At 67.1% G+C, this 25,539-nt stretch carries 23 protein-coding genes; 9 read left to right on the top strand and 14 right to left on the bottom strand.

Features of this window, described 5'->3' with window-relative positions; translation table 11 throughout:
* The first annotated feature begins 264 nt into the window (after positions 1-264).
* Both H3O04_RS09770 and H3O04_RS09765 read left to right on the top strand, forming a co-directional pair.
* Positions 265-1,053, top strand: coding sequence for an autoinducer binding domain-containing protein (locus tag H3O04_RS09770; RefSeq protein ID WP_202587578.1), 789 nt, complete (start codon positions 265-267; stop codon positions 1,051-1,053).
* A gap of 252 nt (positions 1,054-1,305) precedes the next feature.
* Entirely contained in the window at positions 1,306-1,929 is a 624-nt protein-coding gene (locus H3O04_RS09765) for an acyl-homoserine-lactone synthase (RefSeq protein WP_202587577.1), read from the top strand.
* A gap of 156 nt (positions 1,930-2,085) precedes the next feature.
* Here the strand turns inward: H3O04_RS09765 and H3O04_RS09760 are convergent, their stop codons facing one another.
* Positions 2,086-2,646, bottom strand: a complete 561-nt coding sequence (locus H3O04_RS09760; protein WP_080331815.1) for a hypothetical protein — start codon at positions 2,644-2,646, stop codon at positions 2,086-2,088.
* A 332-nt stretch (positions 2,647-2,978) separates the two neighbouring features.
* Here H3O04_RS09760 and H3O04_RS09755 point away from each other — a divergent pair, with 332 nt between their 5' ends.
* The 3 genes from H3O04_RS09755 (at position 2,979) to H3O04_RS09745 (ending at position 5,172) form a co-directional block, all read left to right on the top strand.
* Complete coding sequence (locus tag H3O04_RS09755) at positions 2,979-3,281, top strand: H-NS histone family protein (protein ID WP_080331816.1); 303 nt, start codon at positions 2,979-2,981, stop codon at positions 3,279-3,281.
* Between the two features lie 331 nt (positions 3,282-3,612).
* Positions 3,613-4,479: an ion transporter gene (locus H3O04_RS09750; RefSeq protein WP_202587576.1), complete on the top strand. Its 867-nt coding sequence runs from the start codon at positions 3,613-3,615 to the stop codon at positions 4,477-4,479.
* 204 nt (positions 4,480-4,683) lie between these two features.
* Positions 4,684-5,172 (top strand): GlcG/HbpS family heme-binding protein, encoded by a 489-nt coding sequence (locus tag H3O04_RS09745; RefSeq protein ID WP_202587575.1) that lies wholly within the window; start codon positions 4,684-4,686, stop codon positions 5,170-5,172.
* Positions 5,173-5,244: 72 nt separating this feature from the next.
* Here the strand turns inward: H3O04_RS09745 and H3O04_RS09740 are convergent, their stop codons facing one another.
* The 12 genes from H3O04_RS09740 to H3O04_RS09685 all read right to left on the bottom strand — a co-directional run bounded on the left by H3O04_RS09740 (position 5,245) and on the right by H3O04_RS09685 (position 14,493).
* Entirely contained in the window at positions 5,245-5,916 is a 672-nt protein-coding gene (locus H3O04_RS09740) for a MarC family protein (protein WP_023477195.1), read from the bottom strand.
* A gap of 182 nt (positions 5,917-6,098) precedes the next feature.
* Complete coding sequence (locus tag H3O04_RS09735; RefSeq protein WP_237666229.1) at positions 6,099-6,518, bottom strand: GNAT family N-acetyltransferase; 420 nt, start codon at positions 6,516-6,518, stop codon at positions 6,099-6,101.
* A 113-nt stretch (positions 6,519-6,631) separates the two neighbouring features.
* The gene (arsH, locus tag H3O04_RS09730) at positions 6,632-7,354 is read right to left on the bottom strand and encodes an arsenical resistance protein ArsH (protein WP_077178149.1); all 723 of its coding nucleotides are present in this window, start codon (positions 7,352-7,354) and stop codon (positions 6,632-6,634) included.
* Between the two features lie 20 nt (positions 7,355-7,374).
* Complete coding sequence (gene arsB, locus H3O04_RS09725; RefSeq protein WP_200161593.1) at positions 7,375-8,448, bottom strand: ACR3 family arsenite efflux transporter; 1,074 nt, start codon at positions 8,446-8,448, stop codon at positions 7,375-7,377.
* A gap of 62 nt (positions 8,449-8,510) precedes the next feature.
* Positions 8,511-9,005 (bottom strand): arsenate reductase ArsC, encoded by a 495-nt coding sequence (locus tag H3O04_RS09720; protein WP_058902587.1) that lies wholly within the window; start codon positions 9,003-9,005, stop codon positions 8,511-8,513.
* Between the two features lie 23 nt (positions 9,006-9,028).
* Complete coding sequence (locus H3O04_RS09715; protein WP_058902586.1) at positions 9,029-9,376, bottom strand: ArsR/SmtB family transcription factor; 348 nt, start codon at positions 9,374-9,376, stop codon at positions 9,029-9,031.
* Between the two features lie 102 nt (positions 9,377-9,478).
* Positions 9,479-10,480 (bottom strand): serine protease, encoded by a 1,002-nt coding sequence (locus tag H3O04_RS09710; RefSeq protein ID WP_234044197.1) that lies wholly within the window; start codon positions 10,478-10,480, stop codon positions 9,479-9,481.
* 233 nt (positions 10,481-10,713) lie between these two features.
* Entirely contained in the window at positions 10,714-11,049 is a 336-nt protein-coding gene (gene uraH / locus H3O04_RS09705; protein WP_124633310.1) for a hydroxyisourate hydrolase, read from the bottom strand.
* A gap of 31 nt (positions 11,050-11,080) precedes the next feature.
* Entirely contained in the window at positions 11,081-11,551 is a 471-nt protein-coding gene (locus H3O04_RS09700) for a hydroxyisourate hydrolase (protein ID WP_200161595.1), read from the bottom strand.
* A 28-nt stretch (positions 11,552-11,579) separates the two neighbouring features.
* The gene (locus H3O04_RS09695) at positions 11,580-12,296 is read right to left on the bottom strand and encodes an outer membrane protein (protein WP_023478112.1); all 717 of its coding nucleotides are present in this window, start codon (positions 12,294-12,296) and stop codon (positions 11,580-11,582) included.
* Positions 12,297-12,403: 107 nt separating this feature from the next.
* On the bottom strand, positions 12,404-13,048 hold the full coding sequence (locus H3O04_RS09690; protein WP_202587574.1) for a response regulator transcription factor: 645 nt from the start codon (positions 13,046-13,048) through the stop codon (positions 12,404-12,406).
* On the bottom strand, positions 13,045-14,493 hold the full coding sequence (locus tag H3O04_RS09685) for a sensor histidine kinase (RefSeq protein ID WP_202587573.1): 1,449 nt from the start codon (positions 14,491-14,493) through the stop codon (positions 13,045-13,047). Before H3O04_RS09685 ends, H3O04_RS09690 begins: the two co-directional genes overlap by 4 nt.
* Before the next feature lie 412 nt (positions 14,494-14,905).
* On the opposite strand from H3O04_RS09685, the gene H3O04_RS09680 reads away from it, so the two are divergent.
* The 4 genes from H3O04_RS09680 (at position 14,906) to H3O04_RS09665 (ending at position 24,578) form a co-directional block, all read left to right on the top strand.
* Positions 14,906-15,700: a winged helix-turn-helix transcriptional regulator gene (locus H3O04_RS09680; RefSeq protein WP_337249623.1), complete on the top strand. Its 795-nt coding sequence runs from the start codon at positions 14,906-14,908 to the stop codon at positions 15,698-15,700.
* Between the two features lie 96 nt (positions 15,701-15,796).
* Entirely contained in the window at positions 15,797-18,832 is a 3,036-nt protein-coding gene (locus H3O04_RS09675; protein WP_237666228.1) for a hybrid sensor histidine kinase/response regulator, read from the top strand.
* Between the two features lie 200 nt (positions 18,833-19,032).
* Positions 19,033-23,652 carry an ESPR-type extended signal peptide-containing protein gene (locus H3O04_RS09670; protein WP_202587571.1) on the top strand — a complete coding sequence of 1,540 codons (4,620 nt, stop codon included), beginning with the start codon at positions 19,033-19,035 and terminating at the stop codon, positions 23,650-23,652.
* A gap of 233 nt (positions 23,653-23,885) precedes the next feature.
* A complete protein-coding gene (locus H3O04_RS09665; protein WP_080331823.1) occupies positions 23,886-24,578 on the top strand; it encodes a response regulator in 693 nt (230 codons plus the stop codon).
* Positions 24,579-24,711: 133 nt separating this feature from the next.
* Here H3O04_RS09665 and H3O04_RS09660 read toward each other — a convergent pair whose 3' ends face one another.
* A complete protein-coding gene (locus H3O04_RS09660; RefSeq protein WP_043888301.1) occupies positions 24,712-25,431 on the bottom strand; it encodes a response regulator transcription factor in 720 nt (239 codons plus the stop codon).
* Between the last annotated feature and the right edge of the window lie 108 nt (positions 25,432-25,539).

Here is a 25,539-nt window from a genome sequence, read left to right as displayed (position 1 = left end):
TGGAAGCCCATGGCCTCATGCCATGCAGCCGCGGATCGACGTGATATACGCGAGTGCGCGGGTCGATGTATCAAAACATTACATTTTTATGGCTGTGATACGGCTGCAAGCGACTACACTTGCTTTTCGCATGGCGATCAATTGGTCAATAGCAGAACATGCGCCACCTGCAATCGCCACGCATTGTAGTGCTTCAATCCCAAACGACGCACGTCCGGCCACCGCGCCGCGCACCAGTGCGCGAAGTTCCTCCGAGGGCCTCCAGTGGATCGAGTCTGTCAACGCGGCGCGGGTGACACACCCACCGTACCGCAGCCTTTAACATCAAGCCTGGCCGGCCGATGGACACCGCTGGCCACCGCCTTTCTCAATACCGTGGACCTGTCGTCTTTGCTGAAGTTGTTCGGTGACGTGTCCGCTTCGTTGGGCTTCCCACGCTTTGCCATCAGCCGAGTCTCACGAAGACACACGGGAAACGGCCGCGCGATGGCGGTCGAGACGCTTTGCGCACGCTATCCGGATCATTGGGTCGCCCATTACGCGCAACGAGACTACGGTCCGGTCGATCCGGTCCATCGGATGGCGTTTGCCCGTGCCACACCCTATCGATGGGCCGACATCAGAGGCTTGAATCGCATCGAGCAACGCGTGCTCGGTGAGGCACGCGACGCGGGATTAACCAGTGGCGTGAGTATCCCGCTTCGCGAGACCAACGGCGACATCCTGCTGGTGAATCTCGCCAGTCCGTCACCGGAGATCAAGACAGAAGTCCACATGCGGCTCGCGAGCTTAATAGGCGCGCTCTTTCATCAAGAGCTCCATCGATTGATGAAGCCCCATCGGCCTGAGCCGGCGATTGAACTCTCCCCGCGCCAACAAGAGTGCCTTGCGTGGGTTGCCCGGGGTAAATCGTCATGGGCGATCGCCTCCATTGTTGGCATATCGCCCCATACCGTTGACTACCATATCGCCGAAGCGATGAAGATTCTGGGCATCAACAGTCGAACCGCGGCAGCTGTGCATGCCGTCACAACCGGCTTGATCCAGGTGTAAGCGGCCAGCAGGACCGTCTGCGGCAGTTCCTGCCGGCCACCCGACCATCGACCGGCCTCATTGTGGACTCGTGGCGCCATCAGCACATTCGAGCTTACCCGCGCGTGCCCGCACAATCGCATGCATCGCGAGGGCAACTCGCTACCGGCGTCCTGTCAACTTCATCGGCGCCGCACCTCCCCACCTAACTAGTTCCCCTTACCTCACGCGCTTGATAGCGTGGCATCGGCTATTTTGTTTGAGGGGAAAATCGTGCCATCCATCTTCGCTGGCAGTTTCGACGACATGCCAACTATGATGCATCGCCGCCTCGGCGTGTTCCGCTACGACGTGTTTGTAGGTCGACTGGGTTGGCAGTTACCCGGAGCGGACGCGACGAGCCTGACCGAATGGGATCAGTTTGATCGGGGTCGTACGATTCACGTCGTCTCGGTCGATCAGGCTCAGCACATTTGCGGGTGTGCACGATTGATACCGACCACACAGCCGTATTTGCTCCAGACACTGTGCGCGCCTTCAGCGGCTCTAGACTTGCCATGCGCACCCACGGTCTGGGAACTGTCGCGGTTTGCCGCCCGCTGCGGGGCAAACCCGACCATGCGCGCATCAACTGGAATGCAGCTGTTTCCTACGATTCTCGCAATCGTCGCGTCACTGGGCGCCACATGCGTCATCGGTGCCATGACACGTGCCGTGGCACGACTTTACCAGCGTTGCGGTCTGGCGCTCCAAGTCGTCAACACTATCGAAACCGCAGGTCGTCCAGCCTACCTGATTGGCGCAATCGAACTCACGCGATCGACGTTCACGAATCTGGGGTGCGACGCGCACAAGCTTTTGGCCGCCGTGACATGGCTCGGCGCCCATCCCACGTGAGTCGCACTTTCGATGTCCGTGCCCCGCCCGATACCAGCGGTCATTGAAAGGCCGCTGCCGGTGCCAAACACCGTTTCCGACCAGAAACTGACGCGGCATCTCGGCGGGATTGCGCGCCGCGGCGGGTTTGAACACACCCCGCCCGGCGCGAACGCGCTACATGCGCGGGCCCGCGCGATGATGTCGGCGATCGGTGTCTTTCACCCAGTCCGGCCGAATCGCAGATGCATAAGCCTGAGCACTGCGTGACGCTTCACCATTGGCCTGAGCAGAAAACCCAAGGCGCTCGTCGATGGCACGCGCCACGGTCGACGATTTGGGCAGGCGTCGAGGATCACAATCGGCCCAAAACGTGAACATGCTCTCGAACAACACGCCCAAGATCGTTGTCGTATAAGGCAATTCGACCGTGACAAGCTTGCCGGGCGAATCAGCTTGAAGGGGCAAACCAGACATTGGCATTGTGGTTCCGCCCATGCCCGTGCACACCGCGTGAAGCTCACGTTGCAATCGCGCCTCGACATCGCAATGGCTGACGGAAGAATCGACAATTGCACGGGTCAAGTTAGCCAGTTCCTGGGTTTTCAGCTCAAGGCGATTGTGCAATCGACCGACTTCCTGTTCTGCTCGCCGCACGCGCGCTTGCAGCGCCGAGCATTCGTCGGGCGACAGCGAACACTGCTCGTTCGTATCGTCAGCCTTCTCGGGGCGTTCCATGCGTCCACCTCTTCATGACCATGATCACCTCGGCACTGAGCCGCAACGGGATCAACCTACTCAAAAGCGGTAACACCGCACGCCAAAACCAGCTCAATCGCTACGCAATCGATTTGCGATGTCGCCGCATATCGTTCGCCGGCCAGCCGATGCAGTGTTTGCTGCAGAACCACGCATCGTCAACTACGAGACTATGGAGGTCAGAAGCGTGAGGTTTTCCGCGACAATTCATTTGAACGCACGCACCCTCGCTTTCGCGAGCCGGTTTAATCGGTCGTACGCGCCGATCTTTTCCAGTTTCGACGCGAGCTCATCCGATAGGAGTCGATTCGATGCCAACGTATCTCGAATTGAAGGCGCAAGCTGAACAGCTCAGAGAACAAGCAGAACAGGCCCGCCTGGCTGAGCTTGACATCGTTCTCGCGGAAGTTCGCGCGCGTGTGGCCGAATACGCGCTGACCCCCGAGCAGGTCTTTGGGCGTCGGCGCAGTGCCTCCGCCCCGCAGGTCGGCCAAGGTCGTATCCCGGCCCGGTATCGCGATCCCAAAACCGGCGCGACGTGGAGTGGCCGCGGTCGCGAACCCGGCTGGATCAAGGGGAAAAAACGCGAACGGTTCCTGATCGAACAGACCTAGAGGGGCACCTCGTGGTTTTCTGTCCCGTCTCATGTCGTGCGCGCAGGGCATATCAGTTGCATTGAGCGGGCACAGCGCACAGCGCCTCGGGACTACGCTCGATGAGCACTGATATGGCTCGGTGCAAATTTGCTAAGCACATGCGTTAAAGACTTAGAACGGCACCGATAGGCGGAGCGGCACCAACTCGGGACGCACCATGGCGTCAACGTTGATGGTTTCCGGCGCATCCGTGGAAACAGGGCACGAAATAAGATCGAGGCCGGCTCATACAGCTCATATCGGACAGGTCCGATTGGCCCGGCCAGATGCCGTCCGTACACTGCGGCACATGATTTCGCTGATCCAGTCCTCCTTCGATACGGCGCGCGATGCCGTCGCGCATGTCGCGCGCCGCCCTTCGTTCCTGCGCAAGCTCGACATCGCGGTGCTCGTGCTCATCGTCGCGAGCGTGCTCGTCGTGATGGCCGACAGCGTGCAGGAACTGCACCAGCAATACGGCCACGCGCTCTACGCGGCCGAATGGGCGTTCACGCTGCTGTTTTCCGCCGAGTATCTGCTGCGCCTTTGCACCGCGAAGAAGCCGGTCGCGTATGCGCGCAGCTTCTTCGGCATCGTCGATCTCGTGTCGGTGCTGCCGACCTATCTCGCGTTCTTCTTCCCCGGCCTGCACGCGCTGATCGACGTGCGGCTGCTGCGTCTGCTGCGCGTGTTCCGCATCCTCGGGCTGTCGATCTATTTCGAGGAAGGGCAGATGCTGATCCGGGCGCTCACGCGTGCGCGGCGCAAGATCTTCGTGTTCATCGGCGGGATGTTCGTGCTCGTCGTGATTCTCGGCACCGTGATCTTTCTGGTCGAAGGGCCCGAGCACGGGATCACGAGCATTCCGGTGGGCGTCTACTGGGCGGCGGTGACGATGAGCACGACCGGCTACGGCGACCTGACGCCCGTCACGCCGCTCGGCCGGCTGATCACGTCGTGCGCGATCCTGCTCGGCTACGGGATCATCGCGTTTCCGACCGGGATCATGGGCGCGGAACTCGTTGCATCGGCGATGGAGCGCAACAGGGCGAACGCGCGGCCGGCCGACGGCGACGGGCCGTGCTGCCCGCATTGCGGCGGTGCGCTCCCCGTGCAAGGTGCGGCGGATACCCATGCGCACGGCCGCGTGCCCGCCAAAGGCCGCGACGCGCGATAGCCGCGGCAAGAATAAGCCCTGTCCTATTCAGCTTCCCTTCCCGCTGGCCGACACTGAACTCATCGAGCGGACGACCGCGACCGATCGCTCCGGGCCGTAACGGCCTGCGCATCGGTCGCACGCGCCGGCGGTTTTCAAGAAAGTTCGCATGAAACCGCCCACCCAATGCCCCGCTCGCATCCGTCATTTCATCGAGGAGTTCACATGATCATTCGCGCTACCCTCGCGACGCTCGTCGCCGCCACGCTGACGACCGCCGCTTCCGCCCAGGTGCTTCACGAGAAAAACCTGCCGTTGAATCTCGCCGCCGACATCGCGCAGCAAACGATCCAGGCATGCTCGGCCAGCGGCTACGACGTGACGGTCACGGTGGTCGACCGCAGCGGTATCGAACGCGCAGTGCTGCGCGGCGACAACGCGGGGCTGCATACCGTGGATGCGGCCAAGCGCAAGGCCTATACCGCGCTGTCGACGAAAACGTCGACCGCCACGCTGGCCACGAACCTGCAGAAGAACCCGGCCGCCGCGCAGATGACGGCCATCGACGGCTTCCTGGTGCTCGGCGGCGGCGTGCCGATCAAGGCCGGCGACGAAGTGATCGGCGCCGTGGGTGTCGGCGGTGCGCCGGGCGGGCATCTCGACGAAGCGTGTGCGCTGCAGGGGATTGCGCGGGTACAAGCGAAGCTGATGTAACGCAACCGGCCACTCCCTGACGGAGCGGCTTTTTTATCGGGCGCCGACACAAACCGTGAAAGCGCCCGCTTCTCACCCCGCCTGCCCGCCCAGCATCTGCACGAACGCGGCCAAGCCCGTCAGCATGATCTGCACACCGACGCACAGCAGCAGGAACGCGGACACACGCATCGCGACCTTCGTCCCTTCGCTGCCGAGATAGCGCGCGAGCGTCGTCGCGCGGCTGTAGATCTGCCAGATCGCGAACGCAACGAGCGCCGCGACCGCCACCGACACGACACCCGACACCAGGTAGTCGCTCGCCGTATGCGCACGATTGGCATGCAGCGCGATGCCGGCCGCGATCGAGCCGGGACCGATCGTCAGCGGCACCGTCAGCGGAAAGAACGCGCGCGACATCAGCTTCTGCAGATCGTCGCCATGCATGGCGACGTCGCCGCCGGCCGGGACGTCCGGCGCGTTCAGCATCGACCAGCCGGCCACCGCCACCGCGAAGCCGCCGCCGATCCGCAACGCCTCCATCGAGATCCCGAAGAAGTTCAGCACCGGCGCGCCGACGAAGAAGATCACGAGCAGCGTGAAGAACACGTTCGTCGCGAGCTGCTTCGACAGGATCGCGCGCTCGGCTTCGCTCAGCGATTGCGTGCGTTCGAGAAACACGAACGCCATGCCGAACGGATTGATGATGCCGATCAGGCCCGTGAAGCCGAACAGGATTTCAGGGATCAGGCGGTCGAGCTGCATCGCGATCGTGCTCTCCGGTAACGAACGGGAATAAAAAAGCGGCCAGTCGAGAAGACCGGCCGCAAAGAGGAGATATCTCCATGATCCGGCACACGGGGGTATGCCGGGCCGCAGAAACTTGATTGTCGGGAATGTGAACCGGGAAGGGAATCAGTCGAGTCTGATTTTGTCGTCGCAGACCATCAGCATCGCGACGGCCGATCCCGGACAGACACCCTGAAACTGGCTGGACGCCAGCAACGGCTCCGGCACCGCTTCGCGGGCGATACGACGAAACCCTGCCTGACGAAGTAGTCTTCCGCCGTCGTGGTCAACAGTCCGACCGACTGGACGGCATGCGCGCGGCATTGCGCGAGCAAGCGCGTTACCAGCAGCCGCCCTACCCCGGCGCGACGCGCGTGTTCGACGACAGTGATCGAGCGAATGAGCGCATGGCGTCCGTGGAATTCGATGCCGCCACACCCCACGATGCCGGATACCCCACCGGCAACGACAAAATGCGGCAGGTGCACGGCGACGCCGGCGGTCGGCAAACCGCTGGCACGAAGCAGCGCCTCGATCGAGGCCAGATCGGATTCGGTCGCTTGACGAAGAAGTGCCATGGTTCCACCCCGGTTTGCGGTGACATCAATCCCTGCACCCAACACGCTCGCACAAGCCCGATGCGCCGCACCGGAACGTGCCCGATCGCCCCCGCGTTCATTCGATGGCGATGCTAGATACGCGCTTGATTGACGCGTTTCGACAGTTCTTCCGCGCTTTCCTTGCGCTCGCTATACCGATCGACCAGATAGGGACCGACATCGCGCGTGAGCAGCGTGAACTTCACCAGTTCTTCCATCACGTCCACGACGCGATCGAAATACGCGGACGGCTTCATCCGCCCCGCCTCGTCGAATTCCATGAACGCCTTGGCCACCGACGACTGGTTCGGGATCGTCAGCATGCGCATCCAGCGCCCGAGCACGCGCATCTGGTTCACCGCGTTGAACGACTGCGAGCCGCCGCTCACCTGCATCACCGCGAGCGTCTTGCCCTGCGTCGGCCTCACGGCACCGACCGACAGCGGAATCCAGTCGATCTGCGCTTTCATGATTCCGGTCATCGCGCCGTGCCGTTCCGGCGAACACCACACCATCCCTTCCGACCACATCACGAGCTCGCGCAGCTCGACCACTTTCGGATGACTGTCGGGCGCGTCGTCGGGCAGCGGCAGGCCGCTCGGATTGAACACGCGCACTTCGGCGCCCATCGCCGCGAGCAATCGCGCGGCTTCCTCGATCAGCAGACGGCTGAACGAACGCTCGCGCAGCGAGCCGTACAGCAGCAAGAGCCGCGGCGGATGCGTCGATGGCGCCGCAGGTCGCAATTGCGCGGCGTCCGGCACACGGAACAGTTCGGCATCGAGTTGCGGCAGGTCGTTCAGGTAGTCAGCCATGGGTAAATACTCTCGTGATTTCAGGCGCGGCACTCGTACCAGCCCTTCGACCGGTTGACGATGCGCACGACCAGCAACATCACCGGCACCTCGATCAGCACGCCGACGACGGTGGCCAGTGCTGCGCCGGAATGAAAGCCGAACAGGCTGATCGCGGCCGCGACCGCCAGTTCGAAAAAATTGGATGCGCCGATCAGCGCCGACGGACACGCGATGTCGTGCTTTTCGCCGACCGCGCGATTGAGCCAGTACGCAAGCGCCGAGTTGAAGAACACCTGGATCAGGATCGGCACCGCGAGCAGCGCGATCACCAGCGGCTGCCTCAGGATCGCTTCGCCCTGGAACGCGAACAGCAGCACGAGCGTGGCCAGCAGCGCGGCGATCGACCACGGGCCGATCCTGGTCATCGCGGCATCGAACGCGGCCTGGCCGTTCGCGAGCAGCCGCTTGCGCAGAATCTGCGCGAGGATCACCGGAATGACGATGTAGAGCACCACCGACGTGACCAGCGTCGCCCACGGCACCGTGATGGCCGACATCCCCAGCAGCAGGCCAACCAGCGGTGCGAACGCGATCACCATGATGCTGTCGTTCAGCGCGACCTGCGACAGCGTGAACAGCGGATCGCCGCCCGTGAGCCGGCTCCACACGAACACCATCGCCGTGCACGGCGCGGCCGCCAGCAGGATCAGCCCGGCGACATAGCTGTCGAGCTGTTCCGCCGGCAGCAGCGGTGCAAACAGGTGGCGGATGAAGAGCCAGCCGAGAAACGCCATCGAGAACGGCTTGACGAGCCAGTTCACGACGAGCGTGACGCCGATGCCTTTCACATACCGACGCACCTCGTGCAGCGCGCCGAAGTCCACCTTGACCAGCATCGGGATGACCATCACCCAGATCAGCAGCCCGACCGGCAGATTGACCTGCGCGTACGCCATCCGGCCGATCGCCTGAAACAGGCCGGGCAGCGCCTGGCCGAGGGCAATGCCCGCGACGATGCATAACGCGACCCAGACGGACAGATAGCGTTCGAAGAAGTTGATGGCGGGTTTCGCGACCGCCGTACCGGGCGGCGTGATGTTGGACGTATTCATCGGACGAGCGTCGGTCTTGTAGTCGTGGGCGGCTGCGCGTCTCGGCGCATCGCAGCGTGCGATCAGTGTTGCGCAATCTCGATCAGCGCGGCCCGGAGTGCATCGTCGCTCATGCGGTCGAGCGGCAGCGCCAGCAACTGCAGCATCCGGTAACCGATCGCTTGCCGTGTCAGTTCGAAGGCGAGACGCTTGCCTTCGTCGCCGCCCGTCGCGTTCGACGGATCGGCGTAGCCCCAATGCACGTTGACCGGGCTGCCGGGCCAGTACGGGCACGTCTCGGACGCCGCGCTGTCGCACACCGTGATGACGACGCGCATTTCCGGCGCACCGTCGCCGACGAACTCGTCCCGGCTTTTGCTGCGATAGCCGCCGACGTCGACGCCGGCATGCGTCAGCGCTTCCAGCGCGAACGGATTCAGCCGGCCGCTCGGCGCGCTGCCGGCGCTATAGGCCCGCACATCCTTGCCGAGCTTCGCGGCCCAGTGATTGAGCATGCCCTCGGCCAGCACGCTGCGCGCCGAGTTGTGGGTACAGAGGATCAGGACGTTCGTGGTCATGAGCGAAGGCGCGCGAACGCGCGTCAGGATTGACGGGGACGATCGATCTTCCCGGAAGGCGAGCAGCCGGACACCGGCGAGCATGGATTGCCGCCGCAACAATTCTCCGTGAGATAGCCGAGCAGCCCGTTCATCGTGTCGAAGTTCGCGCAATAGAACACGAAGCGGCCGTCCTGGCGGCTCGTCACGAGCTGCGCGTGCGCGAGTTCTTTCAGATGAAAGGACAGCGACGACGGCGGCACGTCGAGCAGCGTGGCGATCCGGCCGGCCGGCATGCCTTGCGGCCCAGCCTGCACGAGCGCGCGAAAGACCGCGAGCCGGGATTCATGCGCGAGCGCCGCGAGGGCGGCAATGGTTTCATTCGTTTCCATATTTCGATAATAGTCGAAATATGGAAATTGGAAAAGCGACGCCGATACAGGGCGTCGCCGGGACGGTCTGTCCGTCGATATACGCCGCGCGACGCTCGCCGGTCAGTGCCCGATCAACCGCGTGTGGCTCGGCAGTTCGACCGACAGATCGGTGCCGCCCGCGGCGGACCACGACGTATCGCGCGTCGCGGTAAGCCATTGCGTGAACTCGGTGGCCGTCATGCCGACGGCTTGAGCCGAACTCGATACCGGCGCGGTCGTCGGCGTATCGGCCGCGCGGGCTGCCGGCTGCGCACGCGGCGTCACACCACGCGCCGCGATCGCCGCATGTTTCGCGGCCGGCGCATTCGCTTCGGCCTGACGCGCCGCCTTGCCGCGCGACGCCGCAATAGACTTCGCCGCCGGCCGCGCCGCTGGCGCCACAACCGGCTTGCTCGCCGACGATGCACGATCGGCACGCGTCGGCGCGGCTTCCGCGACGACGGCATTCGACGCGACAGCCATCGCCACCGCCACCGGCTCACCCGCCGAGCCGCTCCCCGCGACGTGCAACGCACGCGCTTCCGCGGACGCGGTTTCCGCTACCACCGTCGCGGCAGCCTTCATCTGCGCATCCGTCGGCGCCGCCCGATCCGCCCGCACGATCGCGACTTCCGCGGCGTGGCCCGTCGCCCGCGCGACTTCCGTCGCCGCGACGGCCGCGGTCGGCGCGGCCGCGATCGCCGCCGAGTAAGCCGCGTCGTGCTCGGCCGCGTGCTGGCGCTCGTCGACCAGATGCGTCGCGAGGATGCACGTCGCGCCGAACAACGCGCACGCCATCAGCGTCAACCGCCAGCGGCGGCGCAGCGGATGCGGGCGCACCCACGCGCGGTTGTCGGAACCGAAGTCGGCCGCGCGAACGGCCTTGGCGGGCCGTGCGGCCTTGGCGACGGTGCCGCCGTCCGTCGCGGGGGCCGGCACGCGAGGCGCGCCGTAGATATCGAACACGTGTTGCCGCGCGCGTCGGCTCGCCACGAACGGCCGGCGTCGCCGGCCGTACGGCGGCGGCACATCCGAGAACGGATGCGCGAGCGGAATCGCGTAATGCCCGGTGATGTCCTGCATGCTCATGATGTCGACGACGCATTGCGCGACATCCGCCGCGGCAATCCGTGCTCCCGTAGTTGAACGAATGGCTCCGAGTATCGCCGTCGCCCCGGTTCCGGTAAATCGGACTGCGTCACCTTCGGTCCGATACGGCGGTCAGCCTGGTCCTACCGTCGCGCCCGGGCGCCCGAACGGACGGCGCACGCCCCGCGCGTACCGCGCATCGCCGCCTCGCACCGTCCGTCGAACGCTCAACTGCCCCGATACACCGACACGTACCACGGCGAACACGCCACCGGCACGTGATGGTGTCGCGCCGGATCGGTCACGGTGAAACGCACGGGCACGATGTCGGTCAGCGCATCCGCCACCTTGAAATACGCGCCGAGATGCAACCGCAGTTCGAACTCGCCGCGGCGCGCGAGCTCGCCGTCCAGCATCGGCGCGTCGTTGCGCCCTTCCGCGTTGCTGACCGCACGCGCGACGAGCGCCGGCGGCTGCTCGCCCAGGTCGAATAGCTCGATCCGCACGCCGGTGATCGGCCGGCCGGTGGCGACGTCCAGCAGATGCGTGCTGATGCCCGTCATGTCGTCCTCCCTTTGCGCAGGTGCGGCCGCATCACGTGCCGCGGTAATACGTGTAGTTCCAGCGGCCGAATTGCACCGCGACATGCAGGCGCTCGTCGTCGCGCGCGATCCGGAAGCGGACCGGCACGACCGTCAGGAACGGCGACTGCACGCCACGCGCACGGAAGTACTCGCCGACATGCAGCATCAGCGTGTACGTGTCCGCGCGATACGCGTCGCCGGCCAGCAACGGCGTGCCGGTGCCGCCGCGCGCATCGACGGTGGCGGTGTGCAGCGGCACGTCCTGCGCGCCGTCGACACGCGACAGCTCGACGCGCATCCCTTCGGCCGCGACGCCGTGCAGCAGGTCGACGATGCGCACCGTCAGGTCGGGCGATGCGCCGCGCCGCACACCGGGCGCGACGCGCGGCGCACGCGCGCCGTCAGCCCATGCGGGCACGGCGGCCAGCGCGGTCGTCGCCAGCACGAGCCTGCGTCGCCCCGTATCGATCACGTTCGTCATGCGATGCGTCTCCCGGCCGCGTCTTCCATCAGAACCGGCCGCGCAGGCCGATGAACACTTCGTTCGACGACAGCTTCGACTTCAACTGTTCGTCGCGTGCGTTGATGCGGTTCGCGAACGTGTTGAAGCCGGTCTCGACGTTGCCCATGTCGACATAGCGATACCCGAGGTCGATCGAGAAGCGCTTGTTGATCGCGTAGCTGACGCCCGCACCGGCCGAATACGCGAGGTTCGTCTGCGTCTTCGACGCGAAGCGGCGCGTATCGTTGGTCTGCCAGCCGTCGGCCGACACGATCGCGACGCCGATGCCCAGCGTGCCGTACACGGAGAAGCCGCGGCCGAGATCGAAGTCCTTGTAGCCGTTCAGCATCAGGCGTTGCGCCGACACGTGGAATTCGTTCGCGTTCGCGTCGAACGGCGCCCAGTAGCTCGTGAAGTTGTTGGTGCGCTTGAACACGTATTCGCCTTCCGCGCGCCAGCCGTTGCCGAACTGGTAGCCGAGGCCGAGCGAGCCGGTGACGTTCGAGCCCGTCTCCGGGCCGCCGACGCGGCTCGCGACGCGCGGGCTCGTCAGCTCCATGTTTACCGCGTTGTCGAACGCGCCGATGACGCGGCCCGTCGCGTAGTAGCCGGCGTCGCCCGCGTCGGCGGTCCTCTTCGTCTCCGGTGCGGCGACGGTATCGGCAAAGGCGGCGCCCGAGAACAGCAGGGCGAGCGTGGACGGCAGGGCAAAGCGCTTGATCATGATGAATCGAATCCTTGACGATGAATGACTTGTCGGAGAAGCCGTCATCGTAGGAATCGCGCCGCGATCGTTGAACCCGTTCGGCTACGGGTGGCACCTCCGTAGCGCTACGGAGGCGAGCCGCCCGCGAGCGCCGCGTAATCGCGCACGAGCTCGACCAGCGACGCGGCCCGCAGCTTGTCGAACACGTTCGCGCGATAGGTCTCGACGGTGCGCGGCGACAGCCCGAGTTCGCGGGCGATCTCCTTGTTGCTCCCGCCGCGCACGATCCCTTCCAGCACCTCGCGTTCTCGCGCGCTCAGCGTCGCGAGGCGGGCCGCGCGAGTCTGGTCGACGTCGTCCTGGCCGCGCTGCGCGGCCTGCCGGCGCAGCGCCTGCTGCACCGTGTCGATCAGTTCGTCGTCGTCCACCGGCTTGCGCAGGAAATCGAGCGCGCCGCGCTTGAACGCGCGCCGGCATGCGTCGACGTTGCCGTGGCCCGTCAGCACGATCACCGGCAGGTCGCGCCGCGCGCGCAGTTCGTCGAGTGCATCGAGGCCGCTCATGCCCGGCATCCGGATGTCGAGCAGCACGCAGCCGAGCGCCGCGTCGTCGGCGTCGGCGAGGAAGGCCGATGCGTCCGGATAACAGCGCGTCCTCACGCCGACCGTGCGCAGCAGCAACGCGAGACCGTCACGCACGGCTTCGTCGTCGTCGACGATCGCGACGACGGGCGCGTCACGCGTGGCGGCGTGTCGAAGTGAATCGTTCATGCGACCTCCCCGGCCAACGGCAGCAGCAACGCGGCTTCAACGCCGCCAGACGGCAGATTGCGCACCGTCAGCGTGCCGTCCTGGCGCTGCGCGAGCGTGTCACACAGCGGCAGCCCGAGGCCGAGGCCGCGCGCCCGCGTCGTGAAAAACGGTTCGAACAGGCGCGGCAGCACGTCTTCCGGCACGCCGGGGCCGTTGTCGGTCACGCTGAAACGGTAATGCCGGCCGACGCGCGCGCCGCTGATGCGGATCTCGCCGCGCGATGCGACCGTGCCGACTCCCGCGCCCGCCAGCGCGTCGCGCGCGTTCTGGATCAGGTTGTGCAGGATCTGCTCGACCGCGATCGGCTCCGCGAACGGCCGCTCGCGCGCCGCCGCGTTGTGCCAGCCGAGCGCGATGTGCTCGCGCGCGCACTCGTCGCGGTACAGGAACAGCAGCGTATTCATGATCGCGTCGGGATCGAGCGCGCGACGCTCGCCGCCATGCGCGGTGGTCACCGCGTCGCGCATGCGCTCCAGGATCGCCGCCGCGCGCTTCGCCTGCGCGACGCTCGTCTGCAGCGCGCGGCGCACGCTGTCGCGCTCGGCCGGTTGGTCGAGCATGCGTTCGGCCGCCCGCGTGTGGCTGACGATCGCGGTCAGCGGCTGGTTCAGCTCGTGCGCGAGGCCGGCCGCCATTTCGCCGAAGGTGTCGAGCCGGCCGAAGCGATCGAGGCGCGCCCGCGCATCCTCGCGCCGCCGCGCCTCGCGCAGCCGCCACGCGCCGAGCGCGCCCGCCGCGAGCAGCGCCGCCACCGCGTTCCACAGCGCGATCGGCAGCCACGGCAGGTCGGCGGCCGTCAGCGTGCGGGTGGTGCGCAGCACGAACGCCTGCGGCTGCGCGGGCAGGTGTTTCTCGAGATGCATCGTCCACAACGGCGTCGCGCCGCCATTCACGCGCCGCAGCAGCTCGACGCGCCGGTCGCGCAATTCGAGCGCCGCCGACGAAATCGCCGTCGACCAATCGCCTGGCTGCAGCATCAGCCGAGGATCGACGCGCACGGCCCAGCCGGTTCCGGCGACGAGCCAGTACGCGGCCGGGCCGTCGAACGCGAGCGTGAACGGCTTGCCCGGCCGTTGCCGCGGCAGCGTGTCGGGAGCCGGCCCGCCGTCGGTCTGCCAGCCGCTACCGGGCCGCCAGTATGCGAGCCCGTCGAGCTGCGGCATCCGTTCGCGCAGGTTGTCGAGCATGTGCGCGGGCGGCGCCGCGAGCGACGACGCGCCGAGCGTCGCGAGGATCGCCTCGTGCTGCGCGGCCTTCTGCGCAAGCAGGCGGATCGTGATGCTCGAGTCCTGGAAGAAGCGGCCGTACGCGTCGGACACGGCGCGCGAGACGACGAACGCGGTGCCGGCAAGGCTCAGCGCGAGCCACGCGGCCAGCGCGGCGATTCGGAAAGACGGTTTCATGTTCGATGGCAAGCGGGAAAGCGGGCCGGCGCACAGCACGAAACGATTGCCGCACCCGGCGCCGGGGACCGTCATTGTCGACAAATCGACACGGCCCGTGGTCCGAATCCGGTTATGCCGGATGTCAGCCCAGTCCCAAACCGCGGCGACATCGATTGCACCGCCTGCAGTTTCAGACTGGGCTGATTTTCTTCAGAGTCCGAACCGACCAGAATCGGCTTGCTTGTTCTCCGTTGCCTCCTGGAGTACAGGCTCCATAGTCGATACTTTTCCCGCCCTCCCGGCGGGACTTTTTTTGGACGGCGTCACGCCGCTAGCTGCCCGGAACCTGTCCGGCCATGATCCCGTCTCTTTTCGTCCGACCGCGTACGCACGCCGCACTCGCGCCGCACCGGCTTCGCCCGCCCGCATCGTGACCGACGCCCCATCCACCGCCATCGCGATCCTGACGATCGACCATCCGAGCCGCGGCACGTTCGACGACCGGCTGCGTCGCGCCGGATACGGCTACGACCGCCTGCGCATCGACGACATTCTGCGCCGCGCCGGCTACCGGCCGTCGCGCTTCGAGTATCTGCCCGACCTGCTCGCAGCCTGCGACACGCGCGCGTTCGATCTGTTCGTCGTGCAATGCGAAACGGCCTGCCGGCGCACGACGGACGCGATCCAGGCGCTGCGCGCGCGGTTCGCCGGCACCGTCGCGATCGTGTCGATCAGCCAGCGCGACGCGGAACTCGCACGCTCCGCGTGTTTCATCGCCGGGGCGAACGAGCATCACCCGTACGCCGTGCCGCCGGACACGCTGATCGCGAGCATCGCGACATGGCTGCGCTGGTCGCATCACCGTGCGACCCATCATCGCCACTGGCGGATCGGCGCGTTCGAATTCGATACGGCCACGCGCAGCGTAACCGTGGCCGGCCGCGAGCACGTGCTGACCGAGAAGCATTTCCAGATCGCGACCGCGTTCTTCCTGAACATGGGCCGCGCGCTCGACCGTGCACATGTGAGCCAGCTGGTGTGGGGCTCGCTCGTCGCGGCGTCCAGCCGGCGGCTCGACACGCACGTCGCATATCTGCGCGACCGGCTCGAACTCGACGGGCGGCACGGCGTGAAGATGATGACGATGTACGGGTTCGGCTATCGGCTCGTCACGTGCGAGCCAGGCGCGGAGCCCGACGGCGACGAAGCGGCGCCGCGACGATAGCCGGCCTGGCCCGGCGGCACGCCGCGGCGCCGACCGGTTCGCCGGCACCCCGCAATCCTGACAGCCCCCATTGCGCGCTGATCGGACTCCATTATCATGGGGGCACCCTGGCCGACCGCCCCGCTCCCGATGGACCACCGCGCCGCACCCGATCCCGCCCGCTCCGCCGCCGCGCCCGCGTCCGCCGCGCCGACCCGCGTCGGCCGCCGCCAGCGCGCGCTGCTGTATGCCGGCGGCGCGGCCGTGACGGTCGCGATCCTGCTCGCGAGCGGCCTGATGCTGTATACGATGGCGCGCGAGGCGATCCAGGCGCGCTATACGACCTTCGCGGTGCGCCAGTTCCTGGTCCAGATCGAATTCAAGATGCGCACGACGGGCATGGACACGCTCGTCACGCACGACGAGGCCGTGTGGAATTCGCGCGCGACCGATCCGGCGCGCGTCGCCGCCCTCGCGGCCGGCCGCGGCCGGCTGATCATCCAGGGCAGCCCGGCCTTTCCGCCGACGCTCGTGCTGGCCGACCTGTCGCCCGCGCACCCGGCCGACAGCTACGCGCACGATCTGGCGATGGCGAGCGACATGAGCTATCGCGTCGGCGCGTACGTCGCGAAGCACGACGCCGATCGCGCGATCGCCGGCTACGCCTATCGCCCCGACCGCAGCTTCGCGGTGGTGATTCCCGAACCGGTGCCGCCCGATCCGCTCACCGCGTCGCCCGCCACCGATGCGGCCACGCTCGTCGCCCGGGTCGCCGCCGGCGTCGGCACGCCGCCGCCCGGGCAATACGAATGGCATTCGCCTGTCTACGACCCCGTGCAGCGGCGCGACGTGTTCCGGATCGCCGGCGCCGTCTACGACGCGCAAGCGCCGCGCGCCGTGTTCCTGTCGACGCTGCCGGTCGACGTGCTGCGCACGCGGCTGTCGACGGGCGACACGACCGACGCCGCGATCGTCGTCGACGCGCACGGCCGCACGCTGCTGCGCGCCGGCACCGCGGCCGACGACGATGCCACGCGCGCGGCCGTCGAGCGGCTCGGCGCGCATACGCGCGAAGCCGTCCGGCGCGGCGGGCCGCGCACCGCGTTCGGCGACGGGCTGTTCTCGCTGAGCCAGCCGATCGCCGAAACCGACTGGACGCTCGTGCAGGCGTTCACGCTGCGCTCGCTGCTCGCGACGATCGGCCTGCGCGCGGGCTGGTACATCGCGGTCATGCTGGCCGTGATCGCGCTCGTCTGGTGGCTGCTCGTGCGCTTCGACCGCCGCGTGCTGAAACCCGACGACGCGCGCACGCGGCGCGTGATCGACAGCGAGAACCTGAACCGGACGATCGTCGAAGCCGCGCCGTCCGGCATCGCGCTGCTGTCGCTGGCCGACGGCGCGGTGCTGCTGCAGAACGACACGATGCGCGACTACGATGCGCGCCGCGCGGGCGAACCATCGTTGCCGGCGCGGCTGCTCGAACGCTTCGACCGCTCGCCCACCGCCGCCGCGTGGCAACCCGATCTGCACGTGACGCTGCCCACCGCCGCCGGCGAGGCGGTCGACCTGCTCGTCAACCTCGTGCGCACGCGCTTTCGCGACAGGGACGTCGTGCTGTGCAACTTCTCCGACATCACGTCGCAGAAGAACATCGAGCGCCGGCTCGACGAAGCGGCGCGCGCCGCCGACGCCGCGAACGACGCGAAGTCCGCGTTCCTCGCGACGATGAGCCACGAGATCCGCACGCCGCTCAATGCGATCCTCGGCAACCTCGAACTGATCGGCCGCGAACCGCTCGCCGAGTCGCAGCGCGAGCGGCTGCATACGGTCGAGGGCGCGTCGTCGGTGCTGCTCGACCTGATCAACGACATCCTCGACCTGTCGAAGATCGAGGCCGGCCAGATGACGATCGAGGCGATCCCGTTCGATCTCGCGGAGACGATCCGGCAAACCGGCGCGATGTTCGAGCCGCTCGCGGCCGCGAAAGGGTTGCAGTTCGACGTGTTCGTCGACGACGCGCTCGCGTCGCGCTACGTCGGCGACCCGACGCGCATCCGGCAGATCGCCGCGAACCTCGTCGGCAACGCGATCAAGTTCACGAACCACGGGGAAATCACGCTCGAGGTCTACCTGCGCAACGATACGGATCCCGAATCGCCGGTCGCGATCGGCGTCAGCGACACGGGCATCGGCATGACCGACGCGCAGCGCGCGGCGCTGTTCCGGCCGTTCACGCAGGCCGACACGTCGATCACGCGCCGCTACGGCGGCACGGGCCTCGGCCTCGCGCTGACGAAGCAGCTCACGCAGATGATGCATGGCACGGTCGACGTGACGAGCGACCCCGGCAAGGGCAGCACGTTCGTCGTCACGCTGCCACTGCGCGCGGCCACCGACGCGCAGATCGCCGAGCACGATGCCGCGCAGGCCGGCGATGCGGCGCTGCCGAGCGTCGCCGCGCGCGTGCTGGTGGTCGACGATCACCCTGTGAACCGCACGCTGCTGCAAGGACAACTCGTCACGCTCGGCTATGCGGCCGATGCCGCCGACGAAGGCGCGGCGGCGCTGCGGCGCTGCGCGGATACGCGCTACGACCTCGTGATGACGGATCTGAACATGCCGGGGATGGACGGCTATACGCTCGCGCACGTGCTGCGTGCGCAATATCCGGGGCTGCCGATCGTCGCCGTCACCGCGCATGCGAGCGCGGCCGAGCATGCGCGCTGTGCGGAAGCGGGGATCGTCGCGGTGCTGGTCAAACCGGTGCTGCTCGATACGATCGACCGCACCGTGCGGCGTTACGCGCAGACGGCCGCCGCGCAGGCGCCAGCCCGGCACACGCTCGTCGATCTCGCGCAAGGTCCGCTGCCGCCGGACGTGCATGCGCTGCTCGAAGCGAGTCGCGCGCAATCGGTCGCGGCGATGCACGACGCGGCAGCGCGCAACGATATCGCCGCGCTGCGTCACCAACTGCATTCGCTGCGCGGCGCGTTCGCGACGATTCACGAACATGCGGTGGCCGACGCGATCGGCGAACTGCAAGCCATCGTGCACGGCGGCGACCTGACGTCGTTCGATGCGCGGCTCGCCGAAGCGGACGCGCTCGCGCGCGAAGCGCTGCAACGGCGCTCGACGCAGGCGCCGGCTGCCTGAATCCCGCACGGCCGGCCCTCGCGCGCCGGCTTCCTCCCTCCATCGCCTTTCGTTCCGCGGCGCAGGCCCGCGGCGCGTCGTCGCGCACGTAGGACTGGGCCTACATGGTCGCTATCTCGAATCAGCCAGGGACGACTGATTAGGACGAGGCCGATCCCTACCATCGGTTTGTGAACTGACAAACTGAAAGGAGTAGGGACATGAACAAGACTTATCGCAGCGTCTGGAATGCCGTGACCAACACGTGGACGGCCGCGGCCGAAACGGCGAAGGCGCATTCGAAGGGGTCGGCGCGCGCGGCGCGGCAAGCGGTGATCGCGATCGCGCTGGGTGGTGCGGCGATCGGTGGCGCGGCCGCGGCGGAAACGTGCATGACGGAAGACGGGTCGAGCGGGACGATCGATGCGGCGGGGGTGTGCAAGATGAAGGGCACGAGTGCGATCGGTACGATGGGGTCGATCGGGACGGCGGCGGCGCTCGACGACACACTCATCAAGGTGAATGGCACCACAGCAGCAACCGCGACCGCCACCGGCGCAATCGCAATCGGCGAAAACGCATCGGCCGACGCAACCGGCGCTTCCTACCGTGCCGTGGCGATCGGCTCGAATGCAGTTGCGACCGGCAATGCCCTTGCTGTCGGGGCTGGGTCGCATTCAGTCAGTCGTGGTGTGGCAGTCGGCGGTGCAGCAAACGCAAACGCCAATCGAGCCACCGCAATCGGCTACATCACGACGGCATCCGGCGACAGCGCAATTGCCATCGGTTCGCTGGTGACTGCGGCAGGCGCCAACTCGACCGCCATTGGCACGAGCGCACTGGCGGCCCTCGATAACGCAACCGCCCTCGGCGCCAGCGCAACCGCAGGGGGCGCAGGCTCGACCGCCATCGGCCAGGCAGCGGCCGTCGCCAGCGGGGCAAACAATGCCATCGCGCTCGGGATGAACGCGCGTGTGGCGAATTCGAACTCGGCCGCCATCGGGTCCAACGCCTTCGCATCGAACAATTATTCGAGTGCGTTGGGGACGTCGGCCACCTCTACCGGCGCCGCCAGCCTGGCGCTCGGCAGCAATTCGACGGCAACCGGGAACTATAGCGTTGCACTCGGCAGCGCCATTGGTACCGGTCGCGCTGCGGTGGCAACCGGCAACGCGTCGGTCGCGATCGGCACCACGTCCAGCGCCGGCGCCAGCAACGCTGTCGCATTGGGCTTCGGCACGGTTGCAGATCGGGACAACACCGTATCCGTGGGCGCCGGTGTGCCCAATATCGACGGGAACAAGTTCACACGCCAGATCGTCAACGTCGCCGCGGGCACGGAAGACAACGATGCCGTGAACGTCGGCCAGATGAATAAGGAGTTGTCGACGAAGGTCGACGATACGTACGTCAAGATCGACACGAGCAACAGCACGGTCGCCGCGCAAGCCGGCACGGCCGCGCTTGCGATCGGCACGAACACCAGCGCCTCGGGATCTTACGCAACGGCCGTCGGCAACAGCGCACTCGCCAGCGGCAACAACAGCACGGCCCTCGGCTTCCAGGCCAGCAGCGCAGGCGGCGCCGCCATCGCGATCGGCAATGCTGCGAACGCAAGCGGCTCGCATGGCGTTGCACTGGGTGTCAACGCAAAGGCGTCCCATACCGATTCGGTGGCGCTCGGCGCCGGCGCGACCACGGATCGCGACAACAGCGTATCGGTCGGCTCGTCGGCGCTGCGTCGGCAAATCACCAACGTGGCTGACGGTACGCAGCCCACGGACGCCGTGAACCTCGACCAGATGAATGCCGAGTTCACGAAGACGAACAGCGCGATCGCCGCGACCAACGTCACGGTCTCGAGCCTGAGCACCGGCTTGTCGTCAACCAACAGCACCGTTGCGGGACTGAGCACCGGACTCTCGTCGACCAACAGCATCGTCTCGGGCCTGAGTACCGGCTTGTCGTCGACGATCAGCACCGTCGCCGGCCATACCAAGCAGATCGGGGACATCGACGACAAGCTGAGCAAGCTCGAAAGCGGGACCACCGGCCTCGTGCAGCAGGCCAACCCGGGCGATGACATCACCGTCGGCGCGAATACCGACGGCAACGCCGTGGACTTCAGCGCGACCGGTGGCACCGCACGCACGCTCAAGGGTGTCGCGGCTGGCGACGTGTCGGCAACGAGCACCGAAGCCGTCAACGGCTCGCAACTGCATGGCGTGTCCGACAGCGTCGCCTCGGCGATCGGCGGCGGCGCGGCGGTAAACCCGGACGGCTCGATCTCCGCTCCGTCCTTCACCGTCGGCGACGGCAGCGGCGGCACGAAGATCGTCAACTCGGTCGGCGACGTCGTCACCAACCTCGACGGCCGTGTCACGACCAACGAAGGCGACATCAAGAAGCTGGCCGACGACATCGGCAGCGGCACGCTCGGTCTCGTCCAGCAGGCGAAACCCGGCGACGACATCACCGTCGGCGCGAACACCGACGGCAACGCCGTGGACTTCAGCAGCAAGACCGGTGCGCGCACGCTCAAGGGCGTCGCGGCAGGCGACGTGTCGGCGACGAGCACCGAAGCCGTCAACGGCTCGCAACTGCACGGCATGTCGGACAGCGTCGCTTCGGCGATCGGCGGCGGCGCGACGGTGAACCCGGACGGCTCGATCTCCGCGCCTGTCTTCACCGTCGGTGACGGCAGCGGCGGCACGAAGATCGTCAACTCGGTCGGCGACGTCGTCACCAACCTCGACGGCCGTGTCACGACCAACGAAGGCGACATCAAGAAGCTGGCCAACGACATCGGCAGCGGCACGCTCGGTCTCGTCCAGCAGGCGAAACCCGGCGACGACATCACCGTCGGCGCGAACACCGACGGCAACGCCGTGGACTTCAGCAGCAAGACCGGTGCGCGCACGCTCAAGGGCGTCGCGGCAGGCGACGTGTCGGCGACGAGCACCGAAGCCGTCAACGGTTCGCAGCTGCATGGCGTGTCCGACAGCGTCGCTTCGGCGATCGGCGGCGGCGCGACGGTGAACCCGGACGGCTCGATCTCCGCGCCTGTCTTCACCGTCGGTGACGGCAGCGGCGGCACGAAGATCGTCAACTCGGTCGGCGACGTCGTCACCAACCTCGATGGCCGCGTCACGACCAACGAAGGCGACATCAAGAAGCTGGCCGACGATATCGGCAGCGGCACGCTCGGTCTCGTCCAGCAGGCGAAACCCGGCGACGACATCACCGTCGGCGCGAACACCGACGGCAACGCCGTGGACTTCAGCAGCAAGACCGGCGCACGCACACTCAAGGGTGTCGCGGCAGGCGACGTGTCGGCAACGAGCACCGAAGCCGTCAACGGTTCGCAGCTGCATGGCGTGTCGGAAAGCGTCGCTTCGGCGATCGGCGGCGGCGCGACGGTAAACCCGGACGGCTCGATCTCCGCCCCGGCCTTTACCGTCGGTGACGGCAGCGGCGGCACGAAGATCGTCAACTCGGTCGGCGACGTCGTCACCAACCTCGACGGCCGTGTCACGACCAACGAAGGCGGCCTCAAGAAGCTGTCCGAGCAGCTTGAAAGCGGCACGCTCGGCCTCGTCCAGCAGGACGCGATGACGGGCGGCATCACGGTCGGCGCGAACACCGGCGGCTCGGTGGTGAACTTCGCGGGCACCGGCGGCGCGCGCGTGCTGTCCGGCGTCGCGAACGGCGTGGACGACGACGATGTCGTGACGGTGTCGCAGCTCCGCGCCACCGGCCTGATCGACTACACGGGCAAGGAAGTCGGTGCGGTCACGTACGACTCGGGCCTGAACTTCGACACGGTGACGTTCGCCGGCACGTTCGGCACGAAGCTGCAGCGCGTCGCCGCGGGCGAAATCAGTGCGACGAGCATGGACGCGATCAACGGCAGCCAGCTGTTCGACCTGCAGGAGCAGTTCGCGAAGCAGTACGGCGAGCTGAGCGGCCAGTTCGGCGACCTGTCGAACCGCTTCGACGATCTGTCCGACCGTCTCGGCGAACTCGAAACGAACCCCGGCACGGGCGGCCCGGGCACGGGCGACGGCTCGACGGTGGTCGGCGAAGGCGCGGTGGCATCGGGCGAGAACAGCTCGGCACTCGGCGAGAAGGCGCTCGCGTCGGGCGAGAACAGTTCCGCCGTGGGCCAGGGTGCGGTCGCATCGGGCAGCAACGGGTCGGCCATCGGCCAGGGCTCGACGGCATCGGGCAGCAACAGCTCGGCCGTCGGCCAGGGCGCGGTCGCGTCGGGCAACAACGGTTCGGCCGTCGGCCAGGGTGCGGTCGCGTCCGGCGAAAACGGCACGGCGCTGGGCCAGGGCGCGATTGCATCCGGCAAGGACAGCACGGCGCTGGGCCAGGGCGCGTCGGCCACCGGCAGCGGCTCGGTCGCGATCGGTCAGGGTTCGGTCGCGACAGAAGCCAACACCGTTTCGTTCGGTGACGGCACGGCAGAAGGCAACCGCCGGCTCGTCAACATCGCGGACGGCATCAACGCCAGCGATGCGGCGACGAAGGGCCAGCTCGACCGCGCGATGGAATCGGTCGACGCACGCTTCAACGACACGAACCGCGCGATCAACGACGTCGCGAAGAACGCGTACGCCGGTATCGCGGCGGCGATGGCGATGCCGAACATGACGCCGTCGCAGCCGGGCAAGACCGTCGTCGCGGTCGGCGCCGCGAACTTCAAGAGCGGCTCGGCGATCGCCGCCGGCGCCACCTACCGGTCGCGCAGCGGCAACTGGCTCGTGAACGGCGCGACGTCGATCACGTCGGTCGGCGACGTGGGCGTGCGTGCCCAGGTCGGCTATGAGTTCTGACCCGATCGCTCCGCCTCGCGCGGAGCATCGACCCGACGCGGGGGAGTCCTCCCCCGCCGTTCGGCCGACGGCCGGTGCCGATTCCGTCTGGAGTCGCCACCGGCCGTCGGCGCGTCCGCCTCGCGCGCGGCTTTTCATCGCGCGCCCCGCGGCGGCCCGCATGCGCCGACCCCTTTCTTTCAACCGAGCGAGACACGCGCGCCGCCGGCTGCGGCGCGACGCGTGAAACCAACATGAACAGAACCTTCCCCATTCGCATCGTGATCGCCGACGACCATCCGGCCGTCGTCATCGGCGCCCGCTACGAACTGTCGGCCACGAACACCGTCGCGGTGGTCGCGACGGCGCACAACTCGACGGAGCTGATGGACGCGCTGTCGAACCATCCGTGCGACGTGCTGGTGTCCGACTACGCAATGCCCGGCACCGAATACGGCGACGGCCTCGCGATGTTCACGACCCTGCTCAAGCGCTTTCCGGGGCTGAAGATCGTCGTGATGACGATGATGGAGAACGCGGTGGCGCTGCGCGCGCTGATCGACATCGGCATCGCGTGCATCGTCAGCAAGTCGGACATGCCCAATCACCTGACGATGGCGATCCACGCGGCCTATACGAACGGACGCTACCTGTCGCCGTCGATGGACCGGATCCTGCGCAACACCGGCAGCGTCGGCGGCAAGGCGCCCGCGCTGTCGGTGCGCGAGGTGGAGGTGATTCGCCTCTTCGCATCGGGGCTGTCGGTCAACGAGATCGCGGAAAAACTCAATCGCAGCAAGAAGACGATCAGCACGCAGAAAAGCTCGGCGATGCAGAAGCTCGGCATCGAGCGCGACGTCGACCTGGTGCGCTATGCGATCGCCTGTGGGCTCGTGACCGACTACGGCTATGCGCCGCCGGTGCGCGGCGACGAAGCCAGCGCGTAACGCCGCTGCCGCGACCTGAAACGGAAAGCCCCGGCAACCTGAAGGTGCCGGGGCATCGGTGCGTCGGTACAGGCAGGCGTGCTCACCTTCCGTCATGGCCGCCATCCCGCGCGGCCGGCCTCGTCGCGCGCCGTCAGGCCGGATCGACGCCGCCTTCCTCTTTCGCGTCGCCGCCCCGCCCTTCGCTGGCCGATGCGGCGACGATCCCGTGCTCGATCGCGTAGCGCAGCAGGTCGATGTCCTTGTCGATCCCGAGCTTTTCCATCGCGCGCGCCTTCTGCGTGCTGATCGTCTTCTTGCTGCGGCTGAGTTTGTCGGCGATCTCGTTGACCGTGAGGCCCGACGCATACAGCCGCACGACTTCGAGTTCGCGGTCGCTGAGGTCGCGCTTCTGGTCGGCCGCACGGGCGCTCGAATGCGACGTGAGCGTGCGCACGACCTTCTCGACCGACGGCGAGTAATAGGTGCCGCCCGTCGCGGCCGCATGAATCGCGGGAATCAGGTGATCGATCGTGTCGGACTTGCTGACGATGCACTCGATGCCGAGCCGCGTCAGCGCGCCGATCACGGCCGGGTTGTCGAGCATGGTCAGCACGACCAGCTTCACGGCCGGGTGATTGCGCTGGAGATAGGAGAACAGCGTGATGCCGTCGCCGTGCGCGCTGCCCGGCATCGCATAGTCGGACACCACGACGTCGCACACGCCGGCCTCGACGAGCCGGATCAACTCGGTCGAATTGACGGCCTTGCCGGTCAACTGGATCGTCGGCACCGACGACAGGCCGTGCTCGACGCCGACCAGCATCGCCGGGTGATCGTCGGCCAGTACCACGCGTATCAGATAGCTTCCCATAGTCGTCCAGATTTGCGCGGCAATCGTCGCGGCCGGTTCGCCGCCCGGCGGGCGGCGACGGCGCGCATCGCGGCGTCGTGGATCGTAATTGGGCGCTATCTTCGCACG

It is taken from the genome of Burkholderia sp. KCJ3K979 (genome assembly GCF_016759955.1).
GTDB lineage: Bacteria > Pseudomonadota > Gammaproteobacteria > Burkholderiales > Burkholderiaceae > Burkholderia > Burkholderia orbicola.
Note: the sequence above shows the minus strand (reverse complement) of the source record. Positions and strands in the feature narration are given on the sequence as shown.